Origin of the sequence: Hymenobacter yonginensis, from assembly GCF_027625995.1 — a bacterium.
GTDB classification, from domain to species: domain Bacteria; phylum Bacteroidota; class Bacteroidia; order Cytophagales; family Hymenobacteraceae; genus Hymenobacter; species Hymenobacter yonginensis.
This window is the reverse complement of record NZ_CP115396.1, coordinates 1,482,477-1,495,145: the sequence shown is the minus strand read 5'-3', so window position 1 is coordinate 1,495,145 and position 12,669 is coordinate 1,482,477. Positions and strand designations below refer to the sequence as shown.

Annotated in this window: 12 protein-coding genes; 2 read left to right on the top strand and 10 right to left on the bottom strand. The window is 64.0% G+C overall.

All coding sequences use genetic code 11. The annotated features are described in order from the left end of the window. Positions 1-19 precede the first annotated feature (19 nt). From O9Z63_RS06450 to O9Z63_RS06430, 5 genes are all read right to left on the bottom strand, one after another. Positions 20-754 (bottom strand): (Fe-S)-binding protein, encoded by a 735-nt coding sequence (locus O9Z63_RS06450; protein ID WP_270128492.1) that lies wholly within the window; start codon positions 752-754, stop codon positions 20-22. 19 nt (positions 755-773) lie between these two features. After that, positions 774-1,289, bottom strand: coding sequence for a hypothetical protein (locus tag O9Z63_RS06445; RefSeq protein WP_270128491.1), 516 nt, complete (start codon positions 1,287-1,289; stop codon positions 774-776). A 14-nt stretch (positions 1,290-1,303) separates the two neighbouring features. Beyond that, positions 1,304-2,155 (bottom strand): hydroxymethylglutaryl-CoA lyase, encoded by an 852-nt coding sequence (locus O9Z63_RS06440; protein WP_270128490.1) that lies wholly within the window; start codon positions 2,153-2,155, stop codon positions 1,304-1,306. Positions 2,156-2,236: 81 nt separating this feature from the next. After that, entirely contained in the window at positions 2,237-3,181 is a 945-nt protein-coding gene (locus O9Z63_RS06435) for a hypothetical protein (RefSeq protein WP_270128489.1), read from the bottom strand. Between the two features lie 248 nt (positions 3,182-3,429). Then, a complete protein-coding gene (locus O9Z63_RS06430; RefSeq protein ID WP_270128488.1) occupies positions 3,430-4,185 on the bottom strand; it encodes a helix-turn-helix domain-containing protein in 756 nt (251 codons plus the stop codon). A gap of 131 nt (positions 4,186-4,316) precedes the next feature. Here O9Z63_RS06430 and O9Z63_RS06425 point away from each other — a divergent pair, with 131 nt between their 5' ends. Next, complete coding sequence (locus tag O9Z63_RS06425; RefSeq protein WP_270128486.1) at positions 4,317-5,660, top strand: M23 family metallopeptidase; 1,344 nt, start codon at positions 4,317-4,319, stop codon at positions 5,658-5,660. A gap of 326 nt (positions 5,661-5,986) precedes the next feature. On the opposite strand, the gene O9Z63_RS06420 is transcribed toward O9Z63_RS06425, so the two are convergent. From O9Z63_RS06420 to O9Z63_RS06410, 3 genes are all read right to left on the bottom strand, one after another. Then, on the bottom strand, positions 5,987-6,586 hold the full coding sequence (locus O9Z63_RS06420) for a hypothetical protein (RefSeq protein WP_270128485.1): 600 nt from the start codon (positions 6,584-6,586) through the stop codon (positions 5,987-5,989). Positions 6,587-6,842: 256 nt separating this feature from the next. Further along, complete coding sequence (locus O9Z63_RS06415; protein WP_270128484.1) at positions 6,843-7,559, bottom strand: hypothetical protein; 717 nt, start codon at positions 7,557-7,559, stop codon at positions 6,843-6,845. After that, positions 7,556-9,328, bottom strand: coding sequence for a S8 family serine peptidase (locus tag O9Z63_RS06410; protein ID WP_270128483.1), 1,773 nt, complete (start codon positions 9,326-9,328; stop codon positions 7,556-7,558). The genes O9Z63_RS06415 and O9Z63_RS06410 overlap by 4 nt, the downstream gene beginning before the upstream one ends. Before the next feature lie 265 nt (positions 9,329-9,593). Here O9Z63_RS06410 and O9Z63_RS06405 point away from each other — a divergent pair, with 265 nt between their 5' ends. After that, complete coding sequence (locus O9Z63_RS06405) at positions 9,594-10,406, top strand: OmpA/MotB family protein (protein WP_197062897.1); 813 nt, start codon at positions 9,594-9,596, stop codon at positions 10,404-10,406. Positions 10,407-10,613: 207 nt separating this feature from the next. On the opposite strand, the gene O9Z63_RS06400 is transcribed toward O9Z63_RS06405, so the two are convergent. Further along, positions 10,614-11,156, bottom strand: coding sequence for a 2'-5' RNA ligase family protein (locus tag O9Z63_RS06400; protein ID WP_270128482.1), 543 nt, complete (start codon positions 11,154-11,156; stop codon positions 10,614-10,616). A gap of 112 nt (positions 11,157-11,268) precedes the next feature. Continuing rightward, the gene (locus tag O9Z63_RS06395; protein ID WP_270128481.1) at positions 11,269-12,654 is read right to left on the bottom strand and encodes a M20/M25/M40 family metallo-hydrolase; all 1,386 of its coding nucleotides are present in this window, start codon (positions 12,652-12,654) and stop codon (positions 11,269-11,271) included. Between the last annotated feature and the right edge of the window lie 15 nt (positions 12,655-12,669).

Below are 12,669 nucleotides of genomic sequence, written 5' to 3'. Positions count from 1 at the left end.
AATCAACACAATCAGTGATTCACCAGCCACTCGCTAGCACGTCGGCAATGTGCATCGTCTTGATGGGCTTCTTTTCGCGGCGGATGTAGGCGTCGAGGTGCATGAGGCAGCTTGTGTCGGTGCTGACGATGTAGTTGGCGCCGGTGGCCAGAGCGTGCTCCACCTTCTGCTCGGCCATGGCTACGGATATGGCCTGGAACTTCACGGCGAAGGTGCCGCCGAAGCCGCAGCAGGTTTCGTTTTCCACCATTTCCAGCCGCTGCAAGCCCGGAACGGCGTCGAGCAGGCGGCGCGGGCCTTCCTTGATGCCGCACTCGCGCAACGCCGAGCAGGAGTCGTGGTAGGTGTAGGTGCCGTTGAGGCGGGCCTTCGGCACCGACTGCACGCCCAGCACGTCCACCAGAAACTCGGTCAGCTCGTAGATGCGGCGCTGGGTACCGTGGTAGCGGCTTTGCTCGGGGCTGCCGTCGAACAGCTCGGCGTAGGAGTTGCGCACCATGCCCACGCACGAGGCCGACGGGCTCACGATGTAGCGGCCCGGCTCGTTGGGGAAATCATCCAGAAACTTGCACGCCACCTCGCGGCTTTCGGCTTTGTAGCCGGCGTTGTAGGCCGGCTGGCCACAGCAGGTCTGGTTGCTGTTGTAGTGCACCTCGCAGCCCACGGCTTCCAGCACCTTCACCATGTTCATGGCAGTTTGCGGAAACAGCTGGTCTACAAAGCAGGGGATGAATATATCGACGGCAGTTGGCATGAGTTGCAAAGACGAAAGGTTATTGGGAAGCAGTATTCCGCCGGGAAAGGTACGCAGCACATAGAAACAGGGCGCTCATAGCCGCCATTAGCACGGCCATAATCCCGTCTTGGTTCTGTGTTTCGAGCCTTGCCAGTACCACTTTCTCGTTGCTTTTCACTTGGTAGACATGCAGATTGACGCCATTGCTTTTTGCTCCTTCCTGGTCGAAATACACGACAGCACGGTTTCCGGGCTTCAGCAAGGCAAGAGACGCATACGCTTGCTGGTCGTTTTGCCCAGCATAGATGCCTAAAAGAGTTTCGTTGTTCTTGAGCTTGAAAACAGTGACATAAGGACGGGTTCGGCCATTGTCCCGAATGACTCGGGCATCTTCCACAGTCCCGCGTAGTACATTCAGTGAGGATGCAGGCCGTAAGGCTCGGTAGGTCAGCACCCCACTCATGCTCAGCAATGCAAGAGGAAAAACCAGCATCAGTAACCGCTGTTGCCAACTGGCATTTAGCCAGCCCGACATCTTGCGCTGCTTCACCATCAAATATGCTCGTCCTAATGCCCGGCAAATATCTCCTGATTCAGCTGCATGGCCTCGGCCAGCGCTTCTGTGTTCAAGTGCAGCTCCTCCCCTTTTTCGGTGGCAAACTCAATCAGGCGCTCGGTGGGCATGTTGCCGGTCAGAGCATCGGCCGCCATGGGGCAGCCGCCGTAGCCGCCCAGGGCGCCGTCGAAGCGGCGGCAGCCAGCCTCGTAGGCCGCCTGCACCTTCTCGCGCCAAGTGGCGGGCGTGGTGTGCAGGTGCGCCCCGAACTCGATGTGCGGGAAAGCCGCCGTCAGCTCGCGGAAGGGCGGCGCGATGGTGGCCGGCGTGGAAGCCCCGATGGTATCAGACAGGGCCACGATGCCCACGCCGAGGGCGTCGAGCTTCTGGGTGAACTCGCCCAGGATTTCGGGGCTCCACGGGTCGCCGTAGGGGTTGCCGAAGCCCATGCTCAGGTACACCACCTGCTGCTGCCCGGTGCGGGCGCACAGCTCTTGCATGCGCGTCACGTCGTCGAAGGCCTCGGCAATGCTCTTATTAGTGTTGCGCTGCTGGAAGGTTTCGGACACCGACAGCGGAAAGCCTATGTAGCGGATTTGGGGGTGCTGGGCGGCGGTTTCGGCCCCGCGCAGGTTGGCCACAATGGCCAGCAGCCGCGTGCCCGACTGCGCCAGGTCCAGCCCATCCAGCACCTCGGTGGTGTCGGCCAGCTGCAGAATGGCTTTCGGCGACACAAACGAGCCGAAGTCCAGCGTGTCGAAGCCCACTCGCAGCAGCCCGTTCAGGTACGCTATTTTCTGGGTAGTCGGGATGAAGGTGGGCCAGCCCTGCATGGCGTCGCGGGGGCAGTCGATGAGTTTCATGGGCAGCAAGCTGAGGGGGGAACCGCAAAGGTAGAAGCCTACCCGACAACTGCCCGGTGCGACCCGCCCGACTCTGGCGGGCTAATGCCGTACTACGCCGTAGCGGCCGCCTTTCACGTCCAGAATGAGCATAGCACCCAGAAAAGGCTCGTTGCCCAGCATCCCGGCCATGCCCGAAAAGCGCATCAGCGTCCGCTGCATCAGGTTCATGCCTTCGATGTACGTGACGGTGCGTAGCGGGGCCTCGATGGCACCGAAGCGGATTTGGGCATCTGTGGGGGCCGTGTGCACGAGCAGCTTTTTACCCCAAGAACTGGAGGCCGTGGTGCGGGTGGGCGCGCCCGGTGTAGCCAGCTCCTGCCAGATAGTTTGGCTGGTGATTAGGGCATTGGCGCTGGAACCAGAGTCGAACAGAAGCTGCTGTTGCTTTTGCTGCAGCCCGGCATCGAGCAGGACGCGGCGGTTGGTGAAAGCCAGCGGCCCGAACTCGGCGCGGCGCGCCAGACTGTCGGGCACGTGCTGGTCCAGCGTGAACCGGTTGCGAGCGTAATCGAGCAGCAGCACGCGGCCTTCCAGCACATCCGTGCCCAGCGTTCCGATGATGTAGGGCGCCAGGGTATCGGCGAGCAACTCCGGGCGGCCCAGCAGCAACACCTTGCTCCGGCGCATCGTGACGGCTGCCCCGCCCAAACTGAACCGGAAGTTGCGGACGGTATCCTGCGGGGCCTGCAGCGCGGCACGTAACGCCGGGTAGTGGTGACGCAGCACTGCCAGCTGATGGGCGTAGAGCACCGTATAGGGCGCGCCGGTATCCAGCTGCAGGTAGAGCGTACGCGGACAGTTCGGCAGCCGGACGGGCACCAGCAACGCCTCGTGCAGCACGGCGGGCTTGGCCGTGGTGTCGGCAGTCCAGCGCAACGGGCCGGTGGCGGGCAGGTTGGTGATGGAAAGCTGATTGGCGGGCGGCGCGAACTTCTGCTTCATGTAGAAGTAGCCACCCAGACCGATCACAGCGAGCAATAGCACTATTGAAAGCAGGATTCTGACGAGGGTTTTCATAGAGAGAAAATGGGGGTTGGAAGACGACAGCAAACCTACCCGCTGTCTTCACCCGGCCGTGCGTCATTTCCCCGCCATTTGCCCGCCACTTTTTGCAAGCACCTTACTGCCAATTCATTTCATAATTCTCCAATCATACAGATGCTAGCAGAGTGCAGTGTTTCCAAGGCGCCGCATTGCTTGTAGCTGTTACAAAACACCCCGCGATACTGCCGCTACAGCCGCACCGGATAGATATCCAGCCGGCCCTGCCGCAGGCGGCGGGCATAGTAGGCCACCGTCAGCACATTGAGCAGGTACGTCACGACCATCACCAGCAGGAAGCCGCCTTTTATGGGCGCCCGCTGAAACTGCACCGCCACCACCTGCCCCACAGCCAGCAGCACGTACGCGAAAAAGCAACCCACCTGCCACAGCACCTGAAAGCCCAACACCCGCCGCCCCACTTCGGCCGCGTGCGCAATGGTGTGTCGGTGCTTCCGCCACAGCACAAACGGCACCACCAGATTGAGCAGTGGCAGCAACAGCAAGCTGAGCGCGCTCAGGTTGAGCAGTTGCAGAAAATCGGGGTCGGCGCGCAGGATGGGCGTGGGAGCCGGCCCGGTCGTCGGTACTACGGTGGCCGCGCCGGATGCCTGGTTGGCGGGCAGCGTAGCCGGAACAGTGGCCAGGATTGCTGTTGAGGTTACGGGCAGTTCTGGGAACAAGGGATGGCGCGGCGCGGCAGCTTCGGGTAGCGGCGCAACTGAGGCATCGGCCGGGACTGTGGCTGACGTTGAAGCCACCTGCAGCTCTTCCAGTGGTACCTGCAAAGCCGCCGCCAGTGCCAGCAGCGTGTGGCCACGCGGCATGGTGTCGCCCTGCTCCACCCGCTGAATGGTGCGCAAGCTCACGCCCGATTGCTCGGCCAGCACTTCCTGGGAGAAACCCCTGCTTTTGCGGATGGTAATGATACGGGCGGCAGAAAACATAGCAGCAAGCGTAGTTGGCTTAAATCGCCCCAAGTATACTGGTTTCCGCAACCGCAGTGGCCCCTCATCTGCTGATTTACGGCGAACTACGGTGCGGTTTTTGGGGTTGAGCAGGAAACCAACCGCGCTTCATGCCTCACCCCGTTCGTTACGCTCTCTTCTTTATATCCTGCTTAGTGCTGGCCGCCTGCGGCAAGCAGCAGACGCTGCAGGGCATCTTCCAGAAAACCACGCCCCACGAAGCCTACGCCCGCCAGCTGCGCCAGGCCGGCCTTTTGGAAACCGCCCTGGGCCGCGACTGGCTGGCCGCCGCCGACCGCGCCCTGCGCGACTCGCTGGTGGTGACGCTGCCCTTCCAGGAAACCGGCTACTTCTCTGCCGACCGCGCCACGGCGGCCGCCTTCCGCTACCAAGTGCGCGAAGGCGAAACCGTCCGCATCAGCCTCACCCTCGACAAAAACACCGACGCCCACGTCTTCCTCGATGCTTTCGAGCTGGACCCCGAGCGCCGTGTTACCCGCCCGCTGGCCTCCGCCGACACCACGGCGCTGGCCTTCAGCTACGTGGCCGAGGACGACCGTCAGCACCTGCTGCGCGTGCAGCCGGAGCTGCTGCGCACCGGCCGCTTCACACTGCGGATTCAGCGGGCACCCAGCCTGAGCTTTCCGGTGCACGGCAAAAACGACGTGGCCGTGGGCAGCTTCTGGGGCGTTGATCGGGACGGCGGCGCCCGCCGCCACGAGGGCATCGACATCTTCGCCAAGCGCGGCACCCCGGCCGTGGCGGCGGCCAACGGCTACATCACCCGCGTGAATGAGACGCCGCGCGGCGGCCGCGTGGTCTGGCTCATGGACACCGAGCACAGTCAGCATATCTACTACGCCCACCTTGACAAGCAGCTGGTGCAACCCGGCCAGCAGGTGCGCATCGGCGATACGCTGGGGCTGGTAGGCAACACCGGCAACGCCCGCACCACCCCGCCGCACCTGCACTTTGGCGTGTACCGCGGCGGCCGCGGCGCCGTCGACCCGTTCCCGTTTGTGCGCCGCGCCGATACCGACCCCGCCGCCCCGCGCACCGCCCCCGGCCGCCTCGGCGAGTGGGTGCGCGTGCAGGACAAACGCACCGACCTGCGCCGCGGCCCAGTAGCCAAACAGGCCACCGTGGCCGCCCTGCCCCGCAATACGCCCCTGCTAGTAGTCGGCAGCCAGGCCGACTGGTACCGGGTGCAGCACCCCAACGGCCAGATCGGCTATGTGCCGGCCCGCGCCGTGGTGCCGGCCGCGGCCCTGCGTCGCCTGGCCCTCCCCACCGCCACCGACCTCTACGCCGCCCCCGCCATCGGGGCCGCAGCCCTCGATTCGTTGCCGGCGCGCAGCTCGGTAGCCGTACTGGGCGAGTTTGGCGGTTATCGGCTGGTGCGCAGCGCCGCCGGCCAGCTGGGCTGGCTGATGAACGCCAACCTGGGCTCCTAAGCAGTCATGGGTTGTTCAAAAATTTGATTTACAGCTTTTTGACTAACGTCTAAATACCCATTTCTCATGTCTTGCCACTTGGTAGCACCATCGGCAGGCCACGTGCCATATCAGGTACCGACACTAGGCCGCAGCAATGGATAGCCGCAACTGCTTCACGCATTACTCATGGGCGGCGTGGCAGCTTGCATCGGTGATTGGACAAGTAGCAGTACCTCTGCTAAACGCAGGACTGCTTACTAAGTCTCCTGAAACAGAGGCTATCCATAGACAAAAAGCCCCGTTCGGTTTCGAACGGGGCTTTTTTCTATTTGCTGAAAGCAGCTTTACTGCGCTACAATAACGGCTTTTTGCAGCTTCTTGGCATAGGCCAGGCGGCGCTCTTTGCCGTTGGCAATGTAGTCGAAGCCATAGGCCTTGTTATCGGCTTTCACGGCCTGCCAGCTTTCGGCATCTACCTCAGCCGGCTGGGTGGCCGTGCGGGCCACGGCAGGCTGTATAAACCGGTCTTCGCGGAAGAAAGCATTCATGCCCTGCAGGATGGCAATTTCCTTGTCGCGCACCGTGGCCGACTGGGGGTCGTCCATCTCACGCTGATCAAGCAGGGCGGTAGCCGGCATCGACTCTTTGCGGAGGGTGTCGCCGGCGCTGCTGATAATGATAAGCCGCGCCTGCGCGCTCAGGATTTTAGTCCCTTGCAGCTGCAGCACGAAATTATCCTTGGTTTTGGTATTCGAGAAGTAATGGGTGGCATTCACCGTGCGCAGCACGGTGCGCTCGTTCACGCGGCCACGGGCTCCTTCGGGCGTGGGCGTGAAGGGCCGGTCAGGGTTGCGGGAAGTGCCCATTTCCTTCTCCGTGTTGAGGCAGGAGGTCGTCTGGAGCAGAATTCCGGTGCAGGCAGCGGCCAGTAAGATTTTTTTCATTTGGTGGTGCGAAACCATTAGCAAGTCTAGTCAGCTATGGGCAAAACTTCCTAGTATACGGGAAGTATCTAACTGCCATAACGAGGAAATTCTATATCAAAGTTACGGCTCTGCCCCTATCTACCCAAAAAATAGAACAGGGTTGGGGTGGTTTACTTTTTTCTTTTTCATCGCCGCCCCCAATCCAGTATGCCAGCGGCAGATACTGCCCGAGCGAACGGCGGCTTTGGGGGGGGATGCTGGCGGATCTGTTACTCTATAGCCACCCGATTTCCACCCCTAGCGTCCAGCGCGGAAGCTCCGGATAGGTGGCGGGCGCACTGGCCGTGAAGGTGTCGGAGAGGCGGTAGCGGGCCACGGCGGCGTAGCGGCCCGTGCCCAGCCGGGCCCCCACCCCGTATGGCCAGCGGCGCAGGTAGGGCAAGCCGGTTTCGGCGGTGCGCACTTTTTTGGCGCCGCTGCCGGGCCGGTCTTCGGTGCGGTGGGCGGTGCTCAGGGCCCAGCCGCCCCAGCCGGTCAGGTCGAGGTAGCGCCCGATGACGTTGCCCCGCGCCCCCACGTTCAGGCGCACAAACGCCTCCATATGCGCCTCCGACGTGGCCAGCGACTCGCGGTAGTGCAGTGCCGAGGTGGGCAGCAGCTTACCCGCCTTTTGGGCCAGGTCGTAGGTGCGGCGCACAAAGCGCAGGTCGAAACCCGCACTCAGGGGCTCACTCAGCCGAAACTTGTTGCGCACGCCTACCGCCAGCTCGGCCGAACTGCCGTAGCGCAGCGGCGCGCCCGGGCCGGCCGCCGCACCTACCACCGGCAGGTAGTTGAAGTATAGGTGGTTGAAAAACGCCCGGTTGGGCCCATACTGCTCATACACCGTGTCTTTGGCGACGGTGGCCTGCAGGAGCACGCGCTGGGCGTATCCGGAACCAGGCCCCAAACCAGCGGCGGCCAGCACCATACTAAAACAGAGTTGCTTCATAAAACCGGAAAGCTGTGCGTGGCACCCAGATAATACACCCGCACGACGTCGCCGGGCTGCAGCGTGCGGCGCGGAATGCGCAGAATGGCCCGCTGGCTGACTTCCAGCACCTCGTAGCGCCGCAGCACGCCGCGGGCATCGGCCACGTGCCAGTAGAGGTAGCGGGTGGCGGGCACAGCCACCGGCGCGGCCTCACTCGGGGGCGCCGCCTGCGTAGACCCGGCCGGGCGCGACTCCTCACGCCCGACGGCCGGCACGCGCCGGGCACCCTCGGGCTGCGGGCTGAGCGAGTCGGCGTATAAAGGAAGCGGCTGTAGGGCCTCCGGCCGGATGTTCACGGCCAGCAGGCTGTCCAGCACCACAAAATCGAGAGTAGGCGGCGGGCTGGCGGCGGGTCGGAGCAGGCGGGCGGCCTGTGGCAGGCCGTAGCCGTGGGCGTAATCGTAGTATGGGTAGAGCGTGGACGACTGCTGCAGCTGGCCAAACAGCTGCATGGCCGTGAGGCCGCGCTGCTGCTGCCAGGCGCAGGCCGCCAGCCCCGCCACCAGCGGGCTGGAAAACGACGTGCCATCGACGCGCGCGTAGCTGCCACCGGGGGCAGCCGTCAGGACGGTGCCGAAGGCGGCCACGTTGGGCTTGAGGCGGCGGTCGGCGGTGGGGCCGTAGGCGCTGAAGTCGAGGTGCAGGCCGGTTTCGGGGTCGACGCCACCCACGGCCAGCACGGAGTCGGCATCGGCGGGAGTGCCTACAGTGCGCCAGTCGTCGTTGTCGCCGTCGTTGCCGGCGGCGCTGACCACCAGCATGCCTTTGCGGGCGGCCAAACTGGCCGCCCGCGCCACCAGGCTGCGGCGGCCGGTCATCTGCTCCGGAAAGTAGCGGCGCGCCGTGTAGCCCAGCGAGGAGTTGATGATGTCGGCGCCGTTGCGGTCGGCCCACTCGGCAGCGGCCAGCCAGTCCAGCTCCTCGGCGTAAATCTCGCGCTGCATCCGCTCGGTGCGGGCCAGCAGGTAGGTGGCGCCAGTGGCCAGGCCCAGCGGCGTGCCGTCAGGCAGGCGACCGGCCAGGCAGGCCAGCACCTCGGTGCCGTGGCCGCCGCCGTGAAATACGTCGGGCGTGCGCCGGGCAAAATCATAGGTCGCCACTACCCGCTTCTGCTCAAACAGCTCCTGAAAGGCTGCGTGCCGGTCTGCGCCACTGAAGCCCACATCGAACACCGCAATACGCAGGCCCTTGCCATCGAGGCCGGCCTGGCGCAACGCATCGGCACCAAGGCTGCGGGTCTGGCGGCGGGCCAGCTGGCGGTCAGCAGTACTGATAGGGCGGTTGGCCGCTGGCTGCAAGGCTGCCGGGCGGGCGGCCGGCAGCACCTCGGCCCCAGCCAGCGGCAGCACGCGCCGCACGCCCGGCAGTTGGGCCAGCGCGGCGGCCTGCGCCGGCGTAGCGCGGCACGCCACGGCATTAAGCCAGCGGCTGACGAGCAGCACCGAGTCGGCGTGCTGGCGCACGCTACGCAGGTAGTCGGGGCGCACCGGGAAGTCGGAGCTGTCGGCGGCGGGCAGGTGCTGGCGCTGTCGGCGCAGCTGGGCAGCGGCCGTGAAGTAGGTGCCGGGATTGAAGGATACGCCGGCCTTGTCGCGCAGCTCCACCCAATAGCCGGCCGTAGGCGGGCCAGCGGCTATTTGGGCGGAGGCTGCCGGGACTGCCCACGGCAGGCTCAGCATCGCGCAGAACACCGCGGCGCGCCACGGCAGAAACGTCAACTCAATCATGTAGCAATAGCTGTCAGATACAGACCCTTTCCACCCAGGCCGGCCGCAAATGCCGGGCGCACCAGCCGGCAACAACCGTTCGGGAGGCCGCGGAAACCGGCGGATTTTGTGCCTGACCTGGGGCCTGGTATACCTGCGGGCAAAGTAACGCAGAATCCGCACGGCATTGGGGCCGCTGGCAACTCCCCTGCCGCCGGGGCCGTTTGAAACCCCGATGGCACGGCTGTGCTGTCCAGATTCTTCGCCTTTTATTCCCACTCTTGCCATGCGTATTTCCCTGATGATGCTGTGCAGTGCCGGTACTTTGCTGCTCGGCGGCTGCAACGCCAAAGAAATTGCGGCCCTGCAGCAGCAGAATGCCACCCTCACGTCGTCGCGCGACCAGCTGCAGGCCCAGAAAACGGCTTTGGAGCAGGAAAAAGCCCGCAACGAGGAAGCCCTGCGCTCCAGCCTGCTCAATAAAAACCAGCAGGTAAACCAGCTCAACCAGAACCTGAGCGGTGCCGAGCAGGCTAACACCGCCCTTTCCGCCGACCTACGCTCCAAAGAGCAGCGCATTGCCGAAATGCAGCGTATCCTCGACCAGAAAGATGCCGCCGTGAAGGCCCTGCGCCAGAAAGTAGGCGACGCCCTGCTGGGCTTCAATGCCCAGGATCTGCAGGTGAACGTGAAAAACGGCAAGGTCTACGTGTCGCTGTCGGAGCAGCTGCTCTTTAAGTCGGGCTCGACGAAAGTGGACCCTAAAGGCCAGGAGGCCCTGAAAAAGCTGGCCACCGCCCTGCAGGGCAATCAGGACGTGAACGTGCTGGTGGAAGGCCACACCGATAACGTGCCGCTGAAAGGCGTGGTGAACGGGGCCAAGGACAACTGGGACCTGAGCGTGCTGCGCGCCACCGAAATCACGCGTATCCTGACCAGCTCCGGCTTGCCCGCCGCCCAGGTGACGCCCTCGGGCCGCAGCGAGTACATGCCCGTAGCCAGCAACGACACGCCCGCCAACAAGGCCATCAACCGCCGCACCGAAATCATCCTCACGCCCAAGCTCGACGAGCTGTTCCAGATCCTGGAGGCCAACTAGGATCACGGATTAGCACGGATTTTTCGCGGATTTCACGGATTTTGTGGACGATTCGGTGTAGCGAGAAGCTTTTGCTTCGCGGGCCTTTGTAGCCAGTTACACGGCTGGCTTCTGTCTCAATTTCTGACTGTTTCGAATAACGGCCTTGCGGATTCCGCTTACAATTGAAAAGGCCGGGTGCTTCTGTTGGAAGCGCCCGGCCTTTTTTTATGCTGGTGGTAGTGGGAAGGTGGCGAGGCTGTGCCACTGGCGGCGGTCGTGGCGGAAGAGCTCGAAGGACTTGACCGGGAAAGTGGCCTGGTAGTGGCGGCCCGCGAAATCCTGCTGCAGCTCCGGTACCAGGGCGGGTGGCAGGTCGCGGGTGGCCAGGGTCATGTGGGGCGTGTAGGGGCGCGCCTCGGGCTGAATCGTGGGCAGGTGCTGGCCGCACCAGCCCATCAGCGCCGCTTGCAATTGCCGCAGAGCCGGGTTTTCCGCTACCTGCACAAACAGCGTACGGTTCGTGAACCAGCCGAAATCCTGCAAACGCACCTCAAACGCACTTTGCGTGGCTGCAAACCCGTGCAGGCTTGCCGTGGCTTCCGCAGTAAACGGTTCCGGCTGCCGGGTAGGCGGCACCAGCGTAATGTGCGGCGACAGACCGATGGCGTTGCGGCTGCTAGTGCGCTGGTGCAGCTCCTGCTTCAGGGCCCACACCTGCCCGCGCACCGGCTCCGGCGGCACCAGCGCAATCAGGTAGAGTAATTTCAATGGTTGAAGGTTGGTCATTATGCCTGCAGGTAGTGGCTGCACAACCGCCGCTGCGCAAATTTGCTACCTATTCATTCAGCCATCCAACAATTTAACCGTTCAGCCATCAAACTTACAACCCGTACTTACTCATCAGGTACACCAGCGCGGCCATGCTGGCGCCGCCCAGTTCCAGTTCGCGGCGGTTTACCTTGTCGAAGGTGTCGGTGGCGGCATGGTGCAGGTCGAAGTAGCGCTGGGAGTCGCAGTCGAAGCCGATGAGGGCTTTGGTTTGGGCTTTCAGCGGGCCGATGTCGGTGCCGGCGTGGCCGGCGTTGAACTCGGCGCTGCCGTAGGGGCGCAGCAGCGGCTGCCACTGCTGCACCTTGCGCACCGTGGCGGCATCGGCCTCAATGTTGAAGCCGCGCGGCGTGAACCCGCCCCCATCCGACTCCATGGCGGCCAAGTGCTTTTCGTTGGCGGCTTTGGCCAGCTCGGCGTATTTCTCGCCGCCGCGCACGCCGTTTTCCTCGTTCATAAACAGCACGGCCCGCACGGTGCGCTCAGGCTTCAGGCCCGAGGCCTTCAGCAGGCGCAGCACTTCCATGCTTTGCACGCAGCCCGTGCCGTCGTCGTGGGCGCCCTGGGCCAAATCCCACGAATCGAGGTGGCCGCCGACGGTGATGATTTCGTCGGGGTACTTCGAGCCTTTCAGTTCGCCGACTACGTTGTAGCTCTTCACGTCGGGCAGGGTCTGGCAGCTCATGTCCAGCTCAAACTGAAGGTTGGGGTCGGCTTTGAGCAGCTGGCTGAGCTGGTCGGCGCCATTGGTGCTGAGGGCGGCGGCGGGCACCTTGGCCACGGCCTCGTCGTAGCGCATGGTGCCGGTGTGGGGGTAGTCGTCGTGGGTGAGCGTGAGGCTGCGCACCAGCGCCCCGATGGCACCGCGCTTGGCGGCCTCGGAGGCGCCGCTGCGGCGCTGGTCGCCGGCTTCGCCGTAGGCCCGGCCGGTTTCCACGTGCACGGGGTTCATCGGGCGGTTGAAGAACACGAACTTACCTTTCACTTTATCAGCGGGTAACGCCGCCAGCTCGGCCATGCTGTGCACCTCCACTATCTGCGCCTTCAGCTTGCCGCCCGTCCCGACGGAGCCGCCCAGCGCGCACACGTTGAAGTCGACGCCCTTGCCTTTGGCGCCGGTGGCGCGGCCCTTTTCCTTGGCGCCCCGCACCCAGTGCGGCACCATCACCTCCTGCAGATACACCCGGTCGAGGCCCATCTTTTCCATCTCGCGCTTTCCCCACTGCACGGCCTGCTCGGCCTGTGGCGAGCCGCTGAGGCGCCCGCCGATCTTGGTGCACAGCTCACGCAAGTTGTCGTAGCTCTGCCCGCGCAGCAGGGCTTCGTCGTAGAGGCGGCGGATGGCCAGGGAGTCGGTGGCGGGGGCAGTCTGGGCGGCTACCGGGGCGGCGGCCAGCAGCAGGCCAGCCAGGGTAAGGCGACGGAAAGATGAAATCATAGAGAGCAGAAAAAC

What these genes read in the sequence shown, in the direction of transcription:
- O9Z63_RS06450 (WP_270128492.1), bottom strand. Translation starts at nt 754, where the DNA reads ATGCCAACTGCCGTCGATATATTCATCCCCTGCTTTGTAGACCAGCTG.
- O9Z63_RS06445 (WP_270128491.1), bottom strand. Translation starts at nt 1,289, where the DNA reads ATGGTGAAGCAGCGCAAGATGTCGGGCTGGCTAAATGCCAGTTGGCAA.
- O9Z63_RS06440 (WP_270128490.1), bottom strand. Translation starts at nt 2,155, where the DNA reads ATGAAACTCATCGACTGCCCCCGCGACGCCATGCAGGGCTGGCCCACC.
- O9Z63_RS06430 (WP_270128488.1), bottom strand. Translation starts at nt 4,185, where the DNA reads ATGTTTTCTGCCGCCCGTATCATTACCATCCGCAAAAGCAGGGGTTTC.
- O9Z63_RS06425 (WP_270128486.1), top strand. Translation starts at nt 4,317, where the DNA reads ATGCCTCACCCCGTTCGTTACGCTCTCTTCTTTATATCCTGCTTAGTG.
- O9Z63_RS06420 (WP_270128485.1), bottom strand. Translation starts at nt 6,586, where the DNA reads ATGAAAAAAATCTTACTGGCCGCTGCCTGCACCGGAATTCTGCTCCAG.
- O9Z63_RS06415 (WP_270128484.1), bottom strand. Translation starts at nt 7,559, where the DNA reads ATGAAGCAACTCTGTTTTAGTATGGTGCTGGCCGCCGCTGGTTTGGGG.
- O9Z63_RS06410 (WP_270128483.1), bottom strand. Translation starts at nt 9,328, where the DNA reads ATGATTGAGTTGACGTTTCTGCCGTGGCGCGCCGCGGTGTTCTGCGCG.
- O9Z63_RS06405 (WP_197062897.1), top strand. Translation starts at nt 9,594, where the DNA reads ATGCGTATTTCCCTGATGATGCTGTGCAGTGCCGGTACTTTGCTGCTC.
- O9Z63_RS06395 (WP_270128481.1), bottom strand. Translation starts at nt 12,654, where the DNA reads ATGATTTCATCTTTCCGTCGCCTTACCCTGGCTGGCCTGCTGCTGGCC.